Below are 17406 nucleotides of genomic sequence, written 5' to 3' on the forward strand. Positions count from 1 at the left end.
CATCAGGTATCCAGGCTACCGCTCAGGAATTGCAGCAAGCGGCGCTGCATCAACCGTGCTTCGTTGCCCAGGCAGCCGATTGACGAGCCTTGCAGGCTTTCCTGGGCGAAGTCCGCGGCGTCACCGGCCAGCAGCAGCGGGCAATCCAGGGTCAGCGCCAGGCGTTTGAGCCGCAGTGGCAGTTCGCTGCCGGGGGCGCGGTTGGAAAACAGCACCAGCGCTTGCGGTTGGGTCTTTTCACAGACCAGGGTCAACTCATCGAGTGGCTGGCCTACTCCCAGTAGCTTCACGGCGAATTTCTCCCCCGTCAGCAGCAGGCCTGCGACCAACAATTCCAGCTCGCGACATTCTCCGGCTATGGCCGCCAGCAGCACCCGTGGCAGCGGCGAAGCGGCTATCACCTGCAGACGTTGCGCCGTGCGCGAACGCAGGAAATTATCGAAGAACAGCCATTCGCTGGCCTCGCCGAAGCGGCCTTGATGACGCAACAGTTCCTGCCAGAGCGGCATGAGAATATCCTGGAACGCCACGGCGAGCGGGTAGGCGGAAAATATCTGCCCGTACAGCCGATCCAGCTGGCGATCATCGAACGCGCTGATTGCACTGCGCAGTTGCCCGTGCCATTGGGCCCGCTCCACGCTGTCCCCGCCAGCCAGGCCGGGTTCGCCGATGCGCTCATCGCGCGCAAGCAGCCTGCCCACTTTGCTCACGGCGACGCCACGTTCGATCCAGTCGAGAATACGGTGCACGGTGTCGATATCGGTGCGCGAATACAACCGGTGCCCACTTTCGGTGCGGACCGGCTGGATGAGGCCGTAGCGTCTTTCCCAGGCACGCAGGGTGACCGGGTTGACGCCCGTCAGCCGAGCGACTTCTCGAATCGGCAATAGATCATCGGAAACAGCGACGCGGTCAAGGGTCGTTTCGCGCTGCGGAGCAATAGTTTCGGGCATCAGAGGTCAAGAACATCCGTGTCGATTTGGATCCTATTTAACGCTTATTCGGTTGAACGATTCAAGCCACGAGGCGAACCGACAGAAGTGTCTGGCGTATTTCAGCAAAACAGGAATAATCCTTGCCTGCTTTTTCAAGGCGCAGCCGCATCACCCCGCAGTTGCACCTGGTGTCGTACCTACCCGGTCACGAGCGCCCACTATTTGGAGATACACAATGTCTACCTCTCCCGTCACCCTGATGGTTGCACGTCGCGTGGCCAAGGGTCGCTATGAAGAACTGATGGCCTGGCTGCGCGAAGGCGAGCAATTGGCCACGGACTTTCCCGGCTACCTGGGCTCAGGCGTCCTGGCACCGCCGCCCAACGATGATGAATTCCAGATCATTTTCCGCTTTGCCGATGAGAAGACCCTGCATGCCTGGGAGTTTTCTGCGTCGCGCAGTGCGTGGCTGAGCCGTGGCAGCGACTTGTTTGCCGACCCGTCGGAGCATCGCGTACGTGGCATCGATGGCTGGTTCGGCGCCGTGGGCGCGCGCCCACCTCGCTGGAAGCAGGCTGTAGCAATCTGGCTGGCGTTTTTCCCGGTGTCGCTGCTGTTCAACTTTGTCCTGAACCCACTGCTGAGCGAACTGGACCTGGCACCGCGCGTGCTGGTCAGTACCATGGCGCTGACGCCACTGATGGTCTACTGGTTCATCCCACTGTCGACCCACCTGTTGGCAAACTGGCTGCATCCTGCCCCTACACCGCGCAAGGCTACCGAAGCCGCGGCGTGAATACAGGGGTGCTCGGTCGCTGGTATAGTTTCAACCTGCCAGCGACTCGAGCCTCCCATGACTGCAACGAACGCCCCGATCCTGATCACCGGCGCCGGCCAGCGTGTCGGCCTGCATTGCGCCCAGCGTTTGCTGGACGACGGCCACCCGGTGATTTTCAGCTACCGCAGCGAACGGCCCGGCGTGCAGGCCTTGCGCGAGCGTGGGGCGATCGCAGTGTTTGCCGACTTCTCCAGCGAGGCCGGTATCCTGGCGTTTATCGCTGAGCTGAACACCCATACCCAGAGCCTGCGTGCGGTTATCCATAACGCCTCGGCCTGGATAGCGGAATCCCCCGACGACGAAAGTCGCGCGTTTACCGACATGTTCAGCGTGCACATGCTTGCGCCGTACCTGATCAACCTGCATTGTTCACCCTTGCTGCAACGCTCGACACCGGCCGACATCGTGCACATCAGCGACGACGTGGTGCGCAAGGGCAGCCGCCAGCACATCGCCTATTGCGCCACCAAGGCCGGGCTCGACAGCCTGACGTTGTCGTTTGCCGCGCAATTGGCGCCGTCGATCAAGGTCAACGGCATCGCCCCGGCGATGGTGATGTTCAACGACGGCGACGACGACGCCTACCGCGCCAAGGTACTGGCCAAGTCCGCACTGGGCATCGAGCCCGGGCCCGAGGTGATCTACCAGAGCGTGCGTTACCTGCTGGATAACCCTTATGTCACCGGTACCACCCTGACCGTCAACGGCGGGCGGCATATCAAGTAAGCCGCTTTTGAGGATGTTGTATGACCTTATCCCTGCCCCACCATTACCGCGAGATCCTCAAGGGCTTGGGCGAAGACCCCGAGCGCGAAGGCCTGCTCGATACCCCCAAGCGTGCCGCCAAGGCCATGCAATACCTGTGTCATGGCTACGAGCAGAACCTGGAAGAAATCGTCAACGGCGCGCTGTTTGCCTCTGACAATGACGAGATGGTGATCCTCAAGGACATCGAGTTGTACTCGCTATGCGAGCACCACCTGCTGCCCTTTATCGGCAAGGCCCACGTCGCCTATATCCCGACCGGCAAGGTGCTGGGCCTGTCGAAGCTGGCGCGCATCGTCGACATGTTCGCCCGCCGCCTGCAGATCCAGGAAAACCTCACACGGCAAATCGCCGACGCCATCCAGGAAGTGACCCAGGCCGCCGGCGTGGCCGTGGTCATCGAAGCCAAGCACATGTGCATGATGATGCGCGGTGTGGAAAAACAGAATTCAACCATGAACACCTCGGTGATGCTCGGCGCGTTCCGCGAGTCGAACACCACGCGCATGGAGTTCCTGCAACTGATCGGACGGAGCAAGTAGCAATGCCACAACTTCAACCAGGCATGGCGCGCATCCGGGTCAAGGACCTGTGCCTGCGCACCTTCATCGGCATCAACGAGGACGAAATCCTCAACAAGCAGGATGTGCTGATCAACCTGACCATCCTGTACGCCGCCCAGGAAGCCGTGCGCGACAACGACATCGACCACGCGCTGAACTACCGCACCATCACCAAGGCGATCATCGCCCATGTCGAAGGCAATCGTTTTGCCCTGCTGGAGCGTCTGACCCAGGAGTTGCTGGACCTGGTGATGAGCAATGAGTCGGTGCTGTACGCCGAAGTGGAAGTGGACAAGCCCCATGCGTTGCGTTTTGCCGAGTCGGTTTCGATTACCCTGGCGGCCAGCCGTTAACCCCTGAGATTTGCGTGAACCTTATGAACGACCAACAACGCCTCGAACTCGAAGCCGCCGCCTTCCGCCGGCTGGTGGCGCATCTGGACAGCCGCAAGGATGTGCAGAACATCGACCTGATGAACCTCGCCGGTTTCTGCCGCAATTGCTTGTCGAAGTGGTACAAGGCCGAGGCCGACACGCGCCAGATCGAGCTGAGCCTGGATGCCGCCCGTGAAGTGGTGTACGGCATGCCGTACGCCGAGTGGAAAACCCAATACCAGAAAGAAGCCAGCGCCGATCAACAGGCGGCGTTCGCCAAAGGAAAACCCCATGAATGATTTGAATACCCTGCGCGCCAGCCTCAACAGCGGCGAACACGTTTTTGCCGATACCCTGGCGTTTGTCGCTGCCGGTTACGAGTACCAGCCACAGGCGTTCACCAATGGCGCGGTAGAGAATGCCGCCGGGCAGAACGAAGGGTCGTGCAAGACGCTGGGCCTGGCAGTGCTGGAAGGGCTGAGCGAGCAGGAAGCGCTGCTGGCGTTTGGTGAGCATTACCGTTCGGTGGTGGCGACGCCTGAGGGGAGTGACCACGGCAATATCCGTGCATTGATCGCAAACGGCTTGGCCGGTGTGAAGTTCACCGCCCAACCTCTGACTCGAAAATCCTGAGCCAGACCTGAAACAAAATGTGGGAGGGGCTTGCCCCCTCCCACATTTGTTGTGCGGCGTTGGTTAGAACGAAGCGTTCTGCAGGCCGTCGAGGTAACGCTCGGCATCCAGTGCCGCCATGCAACCGGCGCCGGCGGAGGTGATGGCCTGGCGGTAGACGTGGTCGGCCACGTCACCGGCGGCGAAGATACCTTCAATGTTGGTCGCGGTGGCATTGCCTTCACGGCCGCCCTGCACCACCAGGTAGCCGTCTTTGGCTTCCAGCACACCTTCGAACAGCGAGGTGTTCGGGGTGTGGCCGATGGCGATGAACACGCCGTCGACTTTCAGCTCGTCGAAGCTGCCATCGTTGTTCTTCAGGCGGGCACCGGTCACGCCCATGTTGTCGCCCAGGACTTCGTCCAGGGTGGCGTTGAGCTTGAGGATGATCTTGCCTTCGGCGACACGGGCATGCAGCTTGTCGATCAGGATCTTCTCGGCGCGGAAGGTCTCGCGGCGGTGGACCAGGGTCACGGTGCTGGCGATGTTGGCCAGGTACAGCGCCTCTTCCACGGCGGTGTTGCCACCACCGACCACGGCGACCGGTTTGTTGCGGTAGAAGAAACCGTCGCAGGTCGCGCAGGCGGAAACGCCCTTGCCCATGAACGCTTCTTCCGACGGCAGGCCCAGGTAACGAGCGCTGGCGCCAGTAGCGATGATCAGTGCGTCACAGGTGTATACGCCGCTGTCGCCGGTCAGGCTGTAAGGCTTCTTGGAAAAGTCGACCTTGTTGATGTGATCAAACACGATCTCGGTTTCAAAGCGTTCGGCGTGTTCTTTCATGCGCTCCATCAGCACCGGGCCGGTCAGGCCGTGGACGTCGCCCGGCCAGTTGTCGACTTCGGTGGTGGTGGTCAATTGACCGCCCGCCTGCATGCCGGTGATCAGCAGCGGCTTGAGGTTGGCCCGGGCAGCGTAGACAGCGGCGCTGTAACCGGCAGGGCCGGAACCGAGAATAATCACTCGCGAATGACGGGTATCAGACATGACTCACTCCTATCGACCGCCCGGACTACAAGGCGGCTGGAATAAAAAAGGGACCACGAAGCACTTGGGGAAGGCTTGAACTCGCAGGCCCTGAAAATAATGGGTGCAGCGTATCGAGGGGGGCAAGATTAAGGAAATACGGAATAACAATCCAGCTCATAGACGGTCACTATGTAGTTGGCCCGACTGATCGACAGGTTTGTTACGGCTGATGTCGCGGCTTTCGCCTGCGATGTAAAGCCGGTAAGGTCGGCGCGTTCGCCCTTTTGCTCGGAGTTCCCCATGCCCGCCCCTGCTCTTTCCGGCCCGCAATACCTGCGCGAAGGCCTCAAACTGGTGTTGAGCCCAGGCCTGCGTCTGTTTGTGCTGCTGCCACTGGCGATCAACCTGGTGCTGTTCGTCGGCTTGATCTATTTTGCCGGTCATCAGTTCAGCCTGTGGGTCGACCACCTGATGCCGACGCTGCCGAGCTGGCTGGGTTTCCTGAACTACCTGCTCTGGCCATTGTTCGTGGTGCTGGTGGTGTTGATGGTATTTTTCACCTTCACCATGCTCGCCAACATCATCGCCGCCCCCTTCAACGGCTTTCTCTCGGAGAAGGTTGAAGTGGTGGTGCGCGGCACCGATGACTTCCCAGCCTTCAGTTGGGGCGAGCTGATCGCGATGGTACCGCGCACCCTCGCCCGGGAGATGCGCAAGCTGGGCTACTTCCTGCCACGGGCCATCGGCCTGTTTATCCTGTCTTTCATCCCGGTGGTCAATCTGGTCGCCGCACCGCTGTGGTTGCTGTTTGGCGTGTGGATGATGGCGATCCAGTACATCGACTACCCGGCCGACAACCACAAGCTGGGCTGGAACGAAATGCTCGCCTGGCTGCGCCAGAAACGCTGGCAGAGCATGAGCTTCGGCGGGATTGTTTACCTGATGTTGCTGGTGCCGGTGGTCAACCTGCTGATGATGCCGGCGGCAGTAGCCGGGGCGACGCTGTTCTGGGTACGCGAACAAGGGGCCGAGGCGATGGCGGCGCAGCAAAAAGTGACCCAGTCATAAATCCATCATCTCGATGACACAATGACGACATGCCCCACGGAGACACTGTGGGTCATGACGACAGCTTCGCTTCACATCACCCTCATCACCGAAACCTTCCCGCCAGAGATCAACGGGGTGGCCAATACCCTTGGTCGCCTGTGCGAGGGTTTGCGGGCGCGTGGCCATCAAGTCGAACTGGTACGACCGCGCCAGGGCGTCGACCAGAGCCGCCCCAGCGACGACGCGTTATTGCTATGCCGTGGCTGGCCGCTGCCGGGATATCCGGGCCTGCAGTGGGGGCAGTCGTCGATGCACAAGTTGCTGCGGCGCTGGACCCGTCAGCGTCCGGACGTGCTGTACATCGCCACGGAAGGGCCCCTGGGCTTGTCTGCCCTGCGTGCCGCGCGTCGCCTGGGGATCAGTGTGGTCAGCGGCTTTCACACCAACTTCCAGCAGTACTCGAACCAGTACGGCTTGAGCATGCTGAGCCGGATGGTCACGCACTATCTGCGCTGGTTTCATAACCGCTCGACCCTGACCCTGGTACCCAGCGCCAGCCAGCGCCTGGAGCTGGAGCGCCGGCATTTCGAACGTCTGGGGATGTTGTCGCGCGGAGTGGACAGCCAACTGTTCCATCCCGCCAAACGCGACAATGCGCTGCGGGACAGTTGGGCATTGAACAGTGAGCAAACCGCCGTGCTCTATGTGGGCAGACTGGCGCAGGAGAAAAACCTGGGGTTGCTCAAGCGCTGCTTCGAGACCTTGCAGGACACCTATCCACTGCGCCAGATGAAACTCATCATCGTGGGTGATGGCCCGCAGCGGGCGACGCTGGAGAAGGAATTGCCGGAGGCGATTTTCTGCGGCACCTTGCGCGGAGAGGAACTGGCGCGGCATTACGCATCGGGCGATGTGTTCCTCTTCCCCAGCCTCACCGAAACATTCGGCAACGTGGTGTTGGAAGCCATGGCATCAGGATTGGGGGTGGTGGCTTATGACCAGGCCGCTGCAAGCCAGCATATCCGCCACGGCTACAACGGCGTGCTGGCGATGCCCGGAGACGAGAACGCGTTTTGCGAGGCCGCCAATTGGCTGCTGGAGGACGCTGAAAGCCTGCGCCGCATGCGTCTGAATGCACGCCAGCATGCGAGCCGCCAGGGCTGGCCGGCGATTATTGAGCAGTTTGAGCATCAGTTACGCGGTGCATGTGATGAAAGTCTCGCGCTTCCTACACAGCCTTATGTGCGATGAATCAATATGTCTTTCCTGATATTTAAATCAGGAACTGCTTAATGCTGCACACCAATTATTGATACCTGCTATCTGAGCAGGGCTTTCAATAATGGAGGTACGGTACATGTCAGCTTACGGAATGGGTGTACGTAATGGCGTCAACATGCCAAACGCCGAATGGGCGCGCCAGCAACAATGGATGGATAAATCTCGGGCAGAACCTCGTGCCTACGGCCAACCGGGGCATAAAGACCCGAACAGAACCGATCACACAAAAGAACTGTACAAGGGGCCGCAGTACTAACTGCCCGACGGCATAAAGCTCCCTGTGTAATCACAGGGAGCCCAGCCACTCACACCAGCGTCATCAACGCCTCACGACTGAACGGCAGGATGTCGCCCTCGCGACCTTCGCGCACCTTCAACGCCCAATCCGGGTCCACCAACAGGGCACGGCCCACGGCGACCAGGTCAAACTCGTCGTTATTCAAACGCTCCAGCAGTTTTTCCAGACTGGCCGGTTGCGCGACCTTGTCGGTATTGACCATGAACTGCAGGAACTCACCATCCAGGCCGACGCTACCCACGGTGATGGTCGGCTTGCCGGTGAGCTGGCGGGTCCAGCCAGCCAGGTTCAGGTCGGACCCTTCGAATTCCGGCTCCCAGAAACGCCGAGTGGAGCAGTGGAAAATATCCACGCCCGCTTCAGACAACGGCTTGAGAAACTCGCCCAGCGCCTCGGGAGTTTGCACCAGACGCGCGGTGTAGTCCTGCTGCTTCCATTGGGAGAAGCGGAAGATGATCGGAAATTCCGGGCCGACGGCAGCACGGGTAGCCTGGATCAGCTCGATGGCAAAGCGCGAGCGGTTGGCCAGGCTGCCACCGTATTCGTCGGTGCGCTGGTTGCTGCCTTCCCAGAAGAACTGATCGACCAGATAGCCGTGGGCGCCGTGGATCTCCACGCCATCCATGCCGATGCGCTGCGCATCCCTGGCGGCTTGGGCGAAGGCGTTGATCACGTCCTTGATGTCTTGCTGGGTCATGCCATGCACGACCACGTTGCCATCCTTGAGTTTCTCCATCGGGCCGTAGGCCGGTACGCTCGCGTCAGGTTCAGTGCCGATACGGCGCACGCTGCCTACATGCCACAGTTGCGGGACGATCTTGCCGCCTTCGGCGTGTACCGCGTCGACCACTTTTTTCCAGCCGGCCAGGGCGGCTTCACCGTAGAAGTGCGGGACATTGGGGTAACCGTTGGAGGCCTGATGGCCGACCACGGTGCCTTCGGTGATGATCAGCCCCACACCGGCAGCGGCGCGGCGGCGGTAGTACTCAATCACTTTGGAGTTGGGCACGCCACCCGGCGAGAACGAGCGGGTCATCGGCGCCATGACGACGCGGGTCGACAGTTGCAATGCGCCGAGCTGGAACGGTTTGAACAAGGCTTGGACAGGCATGGGGGCACTCCACGGAAGACGGGATTTATGATGTGGATAATATGAGGAGTGCGACGTGCTGGGTAGCACTATTGATCTGGGTGATTAAGGGGTAAAAGTGATGGCCGGTCGGGGCTGCTTCGCAGCCCAGCGCGGGACAAGCCCGCTCATTACAACTGCAGCGCTTAGCTGAGGGCTTTTTCGATGGCCTGGACAATTGTCGGGTCATCCGGTGCAGTGCGTGGGGAAAAGCGCGCGAGCACTCGCCCATCCTTGCCCAGCAGGAATTTTTCGAAGTTCCAGGTGATATCCCCAGGAAACTCAGCGCCCTCGCCCGCCAGCAGGCGGTACAACTGGTGACGGTCAGGACCATTGACCTCAAGTTTGCTGCCCAACGGGAAGGTCACCCCGTAGTTCAGGCTGCAGAACTCCTGGATCTCTTCTTCTGTCCCTGGCTCCTGGCCAGCAAATTGATTGCACGGCAGGCCAAGCACGGTAAACCCCTGGTCCTTGTATTGCTGGTAGAGGTTTTCCAGTGCCGCATATTGCGGGGTCAAGCCACATTTGGAGGCCACGTTGACCACCAGCACCACTTGCCCCTTGAAGGGCGCCAGCGGCAGCTCTTGTCCGTCCAAAGCTTTGAGTTTCAGGTCGTGGAAAGCACTCATGACGAACTCCAGATATCCCATGTTCTTCACATTGCGGCGCTTTGAGATTACAGCCCGCAAGCCTGCAATCATAGACGCCGATTGCAAAACTCGCCTGCAGGTTACTGAGCGGTCGGCCAGGGCAAAATCGGAATCGCCGTCACGGCGTTCTGCGGGCTGCCTTCGATCAGGCGGTCGCTGTAGACCAGGTACACCAGAGTGTTGCGCTTCTTGTCGAGGAAGCGCACCACCTGCATGGTCTTGAACACCAGGGAAGTGCGCTCCTTGAACACTTCGTCGCCGTCCTTGAGCTCGCCCTTGAAGCGGATCGGCCCCACCTGGCGGCAGGCGATCGAGGCTTCGGCGCGATCTTCGGCCAGGCCCAGGCCGCCTTTCACGCCGCCGGTCTTGGCACGGGACAGGTAGCAGGTCACGCCGTCGACCTTGGGGTCGTCAAAGGCTTCGACGACGATCCGGTCGTTGGGCCCGACAAACTTGAACACCGTCGACACCTGGCCGATTTCCTCGGCCGAGGCCAGCAACGGCATGGCCAGCAGCAGGCCGAGCAATCCCTTCATGACACGCATGGTGTATTCCTTTGGTTAAACCAGGATCAGGTTATCGCGGTGAACCAGTTCCGGTTCGGCCATGTAACCCAAGAGTCCGACAATCGCATCGGAGGATTGTCCAATAATTTTCTGGGCTTCCAGCGCGCTGTAGTTGGCCAGGCCCCGGGCGATCTCGCGACCGTCCGGCGCGACGCACACCACCATCTCGCCACGGCGGAAGCTGCCCTGCACCAACTTGACGCCCACCGGCAGCAGGCTCTTGTTGCCTTGGGACAGCGCCGACACAGCGCCATCGTCCAGCACCAGGGTGCCACGGGTTTGCAGATGACCGGCCAGCCACTGTTTGCGCGCCGCGAGCATGCCGCGTTCCGGCGACAGCAGCGTCCCGATGCGCTCACCGGCCTTGAGGCGATCCAGCACACGTTCGATGCGCCCACCGACGATGATGGTGTGCGCACCGGAACGTGCCGCCAGGCGTGCAGCCCGCAGCTTGGTCTGCATGCCGCCACGGCCCAGGGCGCCGCCAACGCTGCCGGCCACGGCGTCCAGCGCCGGATCATCGGCACGGGCTTCGTAGATCAACTGGGCGTCGGGGTTGTTACGCGGGTCGGCGTCGAACATGCCGTCGCGGTCGGTGAGGATCACCAAAAGGTCGGCTTCCACCAGGTTGGCCACCAGGGCGGCCAGGGTGTCATTGTCGCCGAAGCGGATTTCGTCGGTGACCACCGTGTCGTTCTCGTTGATCACCGGGATGACCTTGAGTTCCACCAGCGCGCGCAGGGTGCTGCGGGCATTGAGGTAGCGCTTGCGGTCGGACAGGTCGTCGTGGGTCAGCAGGATCTGCGCCGTATGGCGACCGTGCTCGGCAAAGCTGGATTCCCAGGCTTGCACCAGGCCCATCTGGCCGATGGCGGCGGCGGCTTGCAGTTCGTGCATCGCGCTGGGTCGCGCGGTCCAGCCGAGGCGGCTCATCCCGGCGGCAACCGCCCCGGACGACACCAGCACCAACTCTACGCCGGCCTCATGCAAGGCCACCATCTGCTCGACCCAGACGCTCATGGCCGCGCGATCCAGCCCCTTGCCATCCGCCGTCAGCAACGCACTGCCGATCTTTACGACCCAGCGCTGCGCACCTGTCACTTTGCTCCGCATCATCTTCAACCTTAGATTGAGGGCTGCGCGACCCAGCGCGGCCCATAACGTTAAACCCGGATACTAAAACGCCGCTCTATAAGGAGCGGCGTTCAAGTTTATCGCAACGAATCAGTCGCGCACGTAAATGATTTCAGGACCGTCTTCATCATCCACGTCTTCTTCGTCCCAATCGTCGTCGCCGATGTCATGGACCGACTTCACGCCGCTGCGGCGCAGGGCACGCTGGTCGTCCAGAGCCTGCAGCTGAGCACGTGCCTCGTCTTCGATGCGCTGGTCGAGTTCGGCCAGCTCTGCCTTGAATACCGGGTCGGCCGCCAGGCGGTCGGCACGGTCTTCGAGATAACGCATGATGTCGCGAGTCAGGCGCTCGGTGCCTTCTTTGGCAATGGCCGAGATCACGTAGACCGGACCTTCCCACTCCAGGCGATCGACGATTTCCTTGACGCGCTCTTCGTGCTCTTCTTCGAGAATCTGGTCGCACTTGTTCAGCACCAGCCAACGATCACGCTCGGCCAGGGACGGGCTGAACTTGGTCAGTTCGCTGACGATCACTTCGGCGGCGTCCGGTGCACTGGTGTCATCCAGCGGCGCCATGTCCACGAGGTGCAACAGCAAACGGGTACGCGACAAGTGCTTGAGGAAGCGGATGCCCAGGCCTGCGCCATCGGAGGCACCTTCGATCAGACCGGGAATGTCGGCGATCACGAAGCTTTTCCAACGGTCGACGCTGACCACGCCCAGGTTCGGCACCAGAGTAGTGAACGGGTAGTCGGCGACTTTCGGCTTGGCGGCCGAGACCGAACGGATGAAGGTACTTTTACCGGCGTTCGGCAGGCCCAGCAGGCCCACGTCGGCGAGCACCTTCATTTCCAGCTTGAGGTCACGCTGCTCGCCCGGCTTGCCTGGCGTGGTCTGGCGCGGTGCACGGTTGGTACTGGACTTGAATCGGGTGTTACCCAGACCGTGCCAGCCGCCCTGCACTACCATCAGCTTCTGGCCAGCCTTGGTCAGGTCGCCAATCACTTCCTGGGTCGCAGAGTCGATGATCGTGGTGCCGACCGGTACGCGCAGTACCAGGTCTTCGCCTTTTTTACCGGTGCAGTCGGTGCTGCCGCCGTTGGAGCCACGCTCGGCATCGAAGTGCCGGGTGTAACGGTAGTCGACCAGGGTGTTGAGGTTTTCGTCGGCCATCATGTAGATGGAACCGCCGTCACCGCCGTCACCGCCGTTGGGGCCACCATTTTCGATGAATTTTTCGCGACGGAAACTCATGCAACCGTTACCGCCGTCGCCTGCTTTTACTCGGATGGAAACTTCATCAACGAACTTCATAACAAAACGCCTCTCGCCGCTTGGACGAGCTTAAGAAACCAAGACATAAGACTCTTGCAAAAATGAGCGCAGCGACCTCAACCAGCGACCGCAAAACCAGCGCTTGAGCCCATTACAAACAGCTTTGCAAGAGACTCACCCCACAAACGAAAAAGCCCCGTCGCAAGACAGGGCTTTTCCAGCGATCTCGCAATTAAGCTGCGACAACGCTCACGTAACGGCGGTTGAACGCGCCTTTTACTTCAAACTTGATCACGCCTTCGATTTTCGCGAAGAGGGTGTGATCTTTACCCATGCCTACACCGTAACCGGCGTGGAATTGGGTGCCGCGCTGACGCACGATGATGTTGCCCGGAATGATTTTCTGGCCGCCATACATCTTAACGCCAAGGCGTTTGGCTTCTGAGTCGCGACCGTTACGGGTACTACCACCAGCTTTTTTGTGTGCCATGAGTCAATTCTCCTAGTGAGGAATTAGGCTGAAATTAAGCCTGAATACCGGTGATTTTGATCTCGGTGTACCACTGGCGGTGGCCCATACGCTTCATGTGGTGCTTACGACGACGGAACTTGATGATGCGGACTTTATCGTGACGACCTTGGGAGATCACTTCAGCCACAACGGTAGCGCCAGCAACAACTGGAGCGCCGATGTTCACGTCATCGCCATTGGCGACCAACAGAACGCGATCAAAAGTAACGGATTCGCCGGTAGCGACTTCCAGTTTTTCGATCTTCAGGTATTCACCTGGGGCGACTTTGTATTGCTTGCCACCAGTAACAATTACTGCGTACGACATGGTATTTCTCCGATAATCCTGCTCACCCAGCGCTTTATAAGAAGAGGTATTGGCTGGCATGGCTGCATGGGATGGACGTCCCGAATGCAATTGCGTAAGGCAGGTGCTGCCCAGGAAGTTCAGGGTGCGCGATTGTACGCAAGGTAAAGGGGTGTTGCAAGTGGCCGTCCATCGCGCCTTGACACCCGGGGGCCTGGGTCCTAGCATGCCGCGCAACCCTTCTGGAGCGACTGTCGCTGATGCAACCCCAAGCTTTCTACCGCGCGGTCGCGGACGATTTTAGCGCCGTCGACGGCATCATCAAGAAGCAGCTGACTTCTAAAGTGCCGCTGGTCTCCAAAATTGGCGACTATATTACGTCGGCGGGCGGTAAGCGCCTGCGTCCTTTATTAGTGTTGCTGTGCGGCAAGGCCCTGGGCCGTGAAGGCGATGACCTGCGCCTGCTGGCAGCCACCATCGAGTTCCTGCACACCGCCACCCTGCTGCATGACGACGTGGTCGACATGTCCGGCATGCGCCGTGGCCGTGAGACCGCCAATGCCATGTGGGGCAACGCCCCCAGCGTATTGGTGGGCGACTTCCTGTACTCGCGCTCGTTCGAAATGATGGTTGAACTCGGCTCGATGCCGGTGATGAAGATTCTTTCACAGGCCACACGCATCATCGCCGAAGGCGAAGTGTTGCAACTGTCGAAGGTCCGCGACGCGAGCACCACCGAAGAAACCTACATGGAAGTGATTCGCGGCAAGACCGCGATGCTCTTCGAAGCCTCCACCCACAGCGCCGCAGCCTTGTGCAACGCCACCGCCGAACAGGCCGAAGCGCTGCGCACCTTTGGCGATCACCTGGGCGTGGCGTTCCAATTGGTGGACGACCTGCTCGACTACCGTGGCGACGCCGAAACCCTGGGCAAGAACGTCGGTGATGACCTGGCCGAGGGCAAGCCGACCCTGCCACTGATCTACACCATGCGCGAAGGCACGCCGGAACAGGCCGCCCTGGTGCGCAAGGCGATCCAGAAAGGCGGGATCGAAGATCTGGAAGCCATCCGCGCCGCTGTCGAAGCGTCGGGTTCCCTGGACTACACCGCGCAGCTGGCGCGTGATTTCGTGGCCCGAGCCATTCAGTGCCTGGAAGCCCTGCCAGCCAGCGAATACCGGGACGCCCTGGTTGAACTGAGTGAGTTTGCGGTCGCCCGTACCCATTGATGCGGGCCCATGTGGGAGGCGCTCCTCCCACATTTAGATTTCATACAACCTGTAAGACCACAAATCCCTATATAATGTGCGACTTTTAGCCATCCTGACTTTCAAGGAGCTTTAGTGAGCACGTTGCCACCCTGCCCGAAATGCAATTCCGAATACACCTACGAAGATGGCGCCCAGCTGATCTGCCCGGAATGCGCCCATGAGTGGTCCGCCACTGGCGAGGCCGAAGCGGCCGGCGATGAAACCGTGAAGAAAGACTCTGTAGGCAACGTCCTGCAGGACGGCGACACCATCACCGTGATCAAGGACCTCAAGGTCAAGGGCACCTCCCTGGTAGTCAAGGTCGGTACCAAGGTCAAGAACATCCGCCTGTGTGACGGCGACCACGATATCGACTGCAAGATCGACGGCATCGGCCCGATGAAGCTCAAGTCCGAGTTCGTGCGTAAAGTCTGAACCCGCTGTATCCATCCCGCGCCCGCCGCGGGATGGCGTTTCGCCCTCTGCGTTGACCTCTCGCAATATCCACACAGAAAAACCCGGAAATCGCCAATAGGCACTTGCTATTCTACGAATAAGAATTATTCTCATTGAAACCCATCAAGGAGATGCGACCCATGACTTATTTGATAGATGCCTGGCTGGACCGCCCACACCCTTACCTGCGGATCCTGCATCGGGAAACCGGTGAAGTCTGTGCGGTACTGGAAGAAGAAGCGTTGAGTGAACTGCAGGATCAGGGCGACCTGGACGTCAATGGCCTGAGTTCCAGTGAACCTGGGGTGTTGAAGGAGGTGGTGCGCAATCTGTTTCTGTTCTGCTATGCCCGAGCGTTGCGCCCGGCCACGGAGCTCAATGGCAAGTTCCATCCATGAGCACAACCGCAAAACACTGTGGGGACGAGCAGGCTCGCTCCCACAGGTAATCAGCAGGCCTTACAGAACGTCGAGCAGCTCGACGTCGAACACCAGAACGCTGTGCGGCGGGATGCTGCCAACGCCTTGAGCGCCGTAAGCCAGTTCGCTCGGCACGTACAGACGCCATTTGCTGCCGGCATTCATCAGTTGCAGGGCTTCGGTCCAGCCGGCGATCACGCCGCCCACCGGGAATTCTGCAGGCTGGCCGCGCTCGTAGGAACTGTCGAACACAGTGCCGTCGATCAGGGTGCCGTGGTAGTGAGTACGCACTTGGTCTTCACGGGTCGGCTTGGCGCCATCACCGGCGGTCAGCACTTCGAATTGCAGACCGGAAGCCAGGGTGGTGATGCCATCACGCTTGGCGTTTTCAGCCAGGAACGCCAGGCCGGCACCCGCCGCAGCTTCAGCCTTGGCAGCGGCTTCGGCCTGCATGATTTCGCGGATCACCTTGAAGCTGGCAGCCATTTGCTCCTGGTCAACACGGCTTGGCTTGCCGGCGAAAGCGTCGGTCAGGCCGGCCAGGATTGCATCCAGGCTTACGCCCGGTGGCGGGTTGTCGCGCAGTTGGTCGCCCAACTGACGGCCGATACCGTAGCTGACGCGGGTTTCGTCGGTGGACAGATTAACTTCGGACATGAAGAGGCTCCGCTGTAGGGCGACACAGTTTCCTGCGCCATCCAAAACTAAAAGGGCCCGCAGACTAGCATAAAACCGGTATGCACGATGAACCCCGCGCCTCATGCCTGCGGGCTTGCGTTGGTCGGTCAGGGGGGGTTACCCATTGATGCACGAATAAAAAGTTTCAGATTCCAACTCGTCCGCCGATACAGCCCTACACATCTTGGCTGGCTCAAACAACAACACCGCCCAGCAGACAGACATCACTTTTGCGGAGCATTCGATGAACAGCTGGTTCGGTAACATCAGCGTCAACCTCAAACTCGGCCTGGGCTTCGGCCTGGTGCTGGTCCTCACCTCGATCCTGGCCCTCACCGGCTGGACCAGCCTGGGCGGCCTGATCGACCGCAGCAACTGGATGAGCGACATCACCCAGCTCAACGCGTCCCTGACCAAGCTGCGCATCGTGCGCCTGCAATACATGCTCGCCAACGGCGACGAGGCCGTGGCCCAGAACGTACAGACCAACCTGGATGCCTTTGCTGCCCAGCAACAGAAACTGCTCGACAGCTTCAAGAGCCCGGAAAACCTCAAGCTGCTCAACGAGCAGAAAGCGATCATCACCGCTTACCAACAGTCGCTGACCAAAATGCGCGAGGCCTACCGTAACGGCAATGCCTCTCGCCAGGTGATGGGCGACAAAGCCGACATCGCCAACGCCCAGATCAATGCGCTGGAGAGCAGCGTCAAGCAAATGCCTGACAGTGCGGAGCACCTGGCCCAGTTCCAGGCCGTGGCCGACGCCAAGCTGCAATTCCAATTGGCGCGTTACGAAGTGCGCGGTTACACCGGCAACGTCAACCCGGACACCGAAGCCCGTGCCGCCGCACAGATTGAAAAAACCATCGCCGGCTTGAAAGACCTCAGCGCCGCTTTCGGTAGCAGCCAACAGAACGCACTGACCTCGCTGGAAACCGCTCTGGGCGCCTACCGCACTGCCGTGCAGAACTACAAGGCGGCCAATGCCAACATCGTCACCGCCCGGGCCGAAATGACCACCCAAGGCGCCGATATCGTGACCATCAGCGACAAGCTGTACGACATTCAGCTGAACCGTCGCGACGCCGAAAGCGCCCAGGCCCGCAGCCTGCAATTGATCAGCACCTTGCTGGCCCTGCTGGTCGGCGTGATTGCCGCGCTGGTTATCACGCGCCAGATCACGCGCCCGATCCAGGAAACCCTGGCAGTGGTGGAACGTATCGCTTCCGGCGACCTGAGCCACAATATCCAGATTACCCGTCGCGATGAGCTGGGCGTGCTGCAAC

At 60.2% G+C, this 17406-nt stretch carries 21 protein-coding genes and 1 pseudogene; 12 read left to right on the plus strand and 10 right to left on the minus strand.

Annotated elements, in window-relative coordinates; translation table 11 throughout:
• Positions 1 to 2: 2 nt before the first annotated feature.
• On the minus strand, positions 3 to 953 hold the full coding sequence (locus BM017_RS24720) for a MerR family transcriptional regulator (protein WP_071489187.1): 951 nt from the start codon (positions 951 to 953) through the stop codon (positions 3 to 5).
• A gap of 217 nt (positions 954 to 1170) precedes the next feature.
• Here BM017_RS24720 and BM017_RS24725 point away from each other — a divergent pair, with 217 nt between their 5' ends.
• The 6 genes from BM017_RS24725 to BM017_RS24750 are packed head-to-tail and all read left to right on the plus strand — an operon-like array spanning position 1171 to position 4108.
• Positions 1171 to 1731 (plus strand): antibiotic biosynthesis monooxygenase, encoded by a 561-nt coding sequence (locus BM017_RS24725; RefSeq protein ID WP_092249363.1) that lies wholly within the window; start codon positions 1171 to 1173, stop codon positions 1729 to 1731.
• Between the two features lie 57 nt (positions 1732 to 1788).
• Positions 1789 to 2499 (plus strand): dihydromonapterin reductase, encoded by a 711-nt coding sequence (gene folM / locus BM017_RS24730; protein WP_092249366.1) that lies wholly within the window; start codon positions 1789 to 1791, stop codon positions 2497 to 2499.
• A gap of 20 nt (positions 2500 to 2519) precedes the next feature.
• A complete protein-coding gene (gene folE, locus BM017_RS24735; RefSeq protein WP_024077360.1) occupies positions 2520 to 3080 on the plus strand; it encodes a GTP cyclohydrolase I FolE in 561 nt (186 codons plus the stop codon).
• 2 nt (positions 3081 to 3082) lie between these two features.
• On the plus strand, positions 3083 to 3454 hold the full coding sequence (gene folX, locus BM017_RS24740) for a dihydroneopterin triphosphate 2'-epimerase (protein WP_003194073.1): 372 nt from the start codon (positions 3083 to 3085) through the stop codon (positions 3452 to 3454).
• 23 nt (positions 3455 to 3477) lie between these two features.
• Positions 3478 to 3774, plus strand: a complete 297-nt coding sequence (locus BM017_RS24745; RefSeq protein ID WP_092249369.1) for a DUF1244 domain-containing protein — start codon at positions 3478 to 3480, stop codon at positions 3772 to 3774.
• Complete coding sequence (locus BM017_RS24750; protein WP_071489183.1) at positions 3767 to 4108, plus strand: HopJ type III effector protein; 342 nt, start codon at positions 3767 to 3769, stop codon at positions 4106 to 4108. Before BM017_RS24745 ends, BM017_RS24750 begins: the two co-directional genes overlap by 8 nt.
• A gap of 63 nt (positions 4109 to 4171) precedes the next feature.
• On the opposite strand, the gene trxB is transcribed toward BM017_RS24750, so the two are convergent.
• Positions 4172 to 5134, minus strand: a complete 963-nt coding sequence (gene trxB / locus BM017_RS24755; protein ID WP_003176041.1) for a thioredoxin-disulfide reductase — start codon at positions 5132 to 5134, stop codon at positions 4172 to 4174.
• Positions 5135 to 5416: 282 nt separating this feature from the next.
• Here trxB and cysZ point away from each other — a divergent pair, with 282 nt between their 5' ends.
• Both cysZ and BM017_RS24770 read left to right on the plus strand, forming a co-directional pair.
• Positions 5417 to 6184, plus strand: coding sequence for a sulfate transporter CysZ (gene cysZ, locus BM017_RS24765; protein ID WP_092249372.1), 768 nt, complete (start codon positions 5417 to 5419; stop codon positions 6182 to 6184).
• Positions 6185 to 6238: 54 nt separating this feature from the next.
• Entirely contained in the window at positions 6239 to 7417 is a 1179-nt protein-coding gene (locus BM017_RS24770) for a glycosyltransferase family 4 protein (RefSeq protein WP_092249375.1), read from the plus strand.
• Positions 7418 to 7752: 335 nt separating this feature from the next.
• On the opposite strand, the gene BM017_RS24780 is transcribed toward BM017_RS24770, so the two are convergent.
• The 7 genes from BM017_RS24780 to rplU form a co-directional block, all read right to left on the minus strand.
• Complete coding sequence (locus BM017_RS24780) at positions 7753 to 8856, minus strand: NADH:flavin oxidoreductase (protein WP_092249381.1); 1104 nt, start codon at positions 8854 to 8856, stop codon at positions 7753 to 7755.
• 164 nt (positions 8857 to 9020) lie between these two features.
• Complete coding sequence (locus tag BM017_RS24785; protein WP_071489177.1) at positions 9021 to 9503, minus strand: glutathione peroxidase; 483 nt, start codon at positions 9501 to 9503, stop codon at positions 9021 to 9023.
• 101 nt (positions 9504 to 9604) lie between these two features.
• Positions 9605 to 10069 carry a CreA family protein gene (locus tag BM017_RS24790; protein ID WP_015885841.1) on the minus strand — a complete coding sequence of 155 codons (465 nt, stop codon included), beginning with the start codon at positions 10067 to 10069 and terminating at the stop codon, positions 9605 to 9607.
• Positions 10070 to 10084: 15 nt separating this feature from the next.
• The gene (gene proB / locus BM017_RS24795; protein WP_003176047.1) at positions 10085 to 11203 is read right to left on the minus strand and encodes a glutamate 5-kinase; all 1119 of its coding nucleotides are present in this window, start codon (positions 11201 to 11203) and stop codon (positions 10085 to 10087) included.
• 111 nt (positions 11204 to 11314) lie between these two features.
• Positions 11315 to 12538, minus strand: coding sequence for an Obg family GTPase CgtA (gene cgtA / locus BM017_RS24800; RefSeq protein ID WP_010206489.1), 1224 nt, complete (start codon positions 12536 to 12538; stop codon positions 11315 to 11317).
• Positions 12539 to 12731: 193 nt separating this feature from the next.
• A complete protein-coding gene (gene rpmA, locus BM017_RS24805; protein ID WP_003176049.1) occupies positions 12732 to 12989 on the minus strand; it encodes a 50S ribosomal protein L27 in 258 nt (85 codons plus the stop codon).
• Positions 12990 to 13023: 34 nt separating this feature from the next.
• Positions 13024 to 13338, minus strand: a complete 315-nt coding sequence (gene rplU / locus BM017_RS24810) for a 50S ribosomal protein L21 (protein WP_007950961.1) — start codon at positions 13336 to 13338, stop codon at positions 13024 to 13026.
• A gap of 239 nt (positions 13339 to 13577) precedes the next feature.
• Here rplU and BM017_RS24815 point away from each other — a divergent pair, with 239 nt between their 5' ends.
• The 3 genes from BM017_RS24815 to BM017_RS24825 all read left to right on the plus strand — a co-directional run bounded on the left by BM017_RS24815 (position 13578) and on the right by BM017_RS24825 (position 15421).
• Positions 13578 to 14546 (plus strand): polyprenyl synthetase family protein, encoded by a 969-nt coding sequence (locus BM017_RS24815; RefSeq protein WP_058425717.1) that lies wholly within the window; start codon positions 13578 to 13580, stop codon positions 14544 to 14546.
• Positions 14547 to 14660: 114 nt separating this feature from the next.
• Positions 14661 to 15002: a zinc ribbon domain-containing protein YjdM gene (locus BM017_RS24820; RefSeq protein WP_024077373.1), complete on the plus strand. Its 342-nt coding sequence runs from the start codon at positions 14661 to 14663 to the stop codon at positions 15000 to 15002.
• Between the two features lie 161 nt (positions 15003 to 15163).
• Entirely contained in the window at positions 15164 to 15421 is a 258-nt protein-coding gene (locus BM017_RS24825) for a PA4570 family protein (protein WP_056858344.1), read from the plus strand.
• Positions 15422 to 15481: 60 nt separating this feature from the next.
• On the opposite strand, the gene BM017_RS24830 is transcribed toward BM017_RS24825, so the two are convergent.
• Positions 15482 to 16099, minus strand: coding sequence for a BamJ family beta-barrel-assembly machinery protein (locus tag BM017_RS24830; protein ID WP_003176055.1), 618 nt, complete (start codon positions 16097 to 16099; stop codon positions 15482 to 15484).
• Positions 16100 to 16499: 400 nt separating this feature from the next.
• Between BM017_RS24830 and BM017_RS29740 the strand changes: the two are divergent.
• Positions 16500 to 17381: pseudogene (locus tag BM017_RS29740) on the plus strand (methyl-accepting chemotaxis protein); the annotation flags it as partial.
• Between the last annotated feature and the right edge of the window lie 25 nt (positions 17382 to 17406).

It is taken from the genome of Pseudomonas sp. NFPP04, assembly GCF_900113815.1.
GTDB lineage: Bacteria > Pseudomonadota > Gammaproteobacteria > Pseudomonadales > Pseudomonadaceae > Aquipseudomonas > Aquipseudomonas extremorientalis.

Excerpts from the sequence above, each read along its gene's own strand:
- BM017_RS24720 (WP_071489187.1), bottom strand. The coding sequence starts at position 953 with ATGCCCGAAACTATTGCTCCGCAGCGCGAAACGACCCTTGACCGCGTC.
- BM017_RS24725 (WP_092249363.1), top strand. The coding sequence starts at position 1,171 with ATGTCTACCTCTCCCGTCACCCTGATGGTTGCACGTCGCGTGGCCAAG.
- folM (WP_092249366.1), top strand. The coding sequence starts at position 1,789 with ATGACTGCAACGAACGCCCCGATCCTGATCACCGGCGCCGGCCAGCGT.
- folE (WP_024077360.1), top strand. The coding sequence starts at position 2,520 with ATGACCTTATCCCTGCCCCACCATTACCGCGAGATCCTCAAGGGCTTG.
- folX (WP_003194073.1), top strand. The coding sequence starts at position 3,083 with ATGCCACAACTTCAACCAGGCATGGCGCGCATCCGGGTCAAGGACCTG.
- BM017_RS24745 (WP_092249369.1), top strand. The coding sequence starts at position 3,478 with ATGAACGACCAACAACGCCTCGAACTCGAAGCCGCCGCCTTCCGCCGG.
- BM017_RS24750 (WP_071489183.1), top strand. The coding sequence starts at position 3,767 with ATGAATGATTTGAATACCCTGCGCGCCAGCCTCAACAGCGGCGAACAC.
- trxB (WP_003176041.1), bottom strand. The coding sequence starts at position 5,134 with ATGTCTGATACCCGTCATTCGCGAGTGATTATTCTCGGTTCCGGCCCT.
- cysZ (WP_092249372.1), top strand. The coding sequence starts at position 5,417 with ATGCCCGCCCCTGCTCTTTCCGGCCCGCAATACCTGCGCGAAGGCCTC.
- BM017_RS24770 (WP_092249375.1), top strand. The coding sequence starts at position 6,239 with ATGACGACAGCTTCGCTTCACATCACCCTCATCACCGAAACCTTCCCG.
- BM017_RS24780 (WP_092249381.1), bottom strand. The coding sequence starts at position 8,856 with ATGCCTGTCCAAGCCTTGTTCAAACCGTTCCAGCTCGGCGCATTGCAA.
- BM017_RS24785 (WP_071489177.1), bottom strand. The coding sequence starts at position 9,503 with ATGAGTGCTTTCCACGACCTGAAACTCAAAGCTTTGGACGGACAAGAG.
- BM017_RS24790 (WP_015885841.1), bottom strand. The coding sequence starts at position 10,069 with ATGCGTGTCATGAAGGGATTGCTCGGCCTGCTGCTGGCCATGCCGTTG.
- proB (WP_003176047.1), bottom strand. The coding sequence starts at position 11,203 with ATGCGGAGCAAAGTGACAGGTGCGCAGCGCTGGGTCGTAAAGATCGGC.
- cgtA (WP_010206489.1), bottom strand. The coding sequence starts at position 12,538 with ATGAAGTTCGTTGATGAAGTTTCCATCCGAGTAAAAGCAGGCGACGGC.
- rpmA (WP_003176049.1), bottom strand. The coding sequence starts at position 12,989 with ATGGCACACAAAAAAGCTGGTGGTAGTACCCGTAACGGTCGCGACTCA.
- rplU (WP_007950961.1), bottom strand. The coding sequence starts at position 13,338 with ATGTCGTACGCAGTAATTGTTACTGGTGGCAAGCAATACAAAGTCGCC.
- BM017_RS24815 (WP_058425717.1), top strand. The coding sequence starts at position 13,578 with ATGCAACCCCAAGCTTTCTACCGCGCGGTCGCGGACGATTTTAGCGCC.
- BM017_RS24825 (WP_056858344.1), top strand. The coding sequence starts at position 15,164 with ATGACTTATTTGATAGATGCCTGGCTGGACCGCCCACACCCTTACCTG.
- BM017_RS24830 (WP_003176055.1), bottom strand. The coding sequence starts at position 16,099 with ATGTCCGAAGTTAATCTGTCCACCGACGAAACCCGCGTCAGCTACGGT.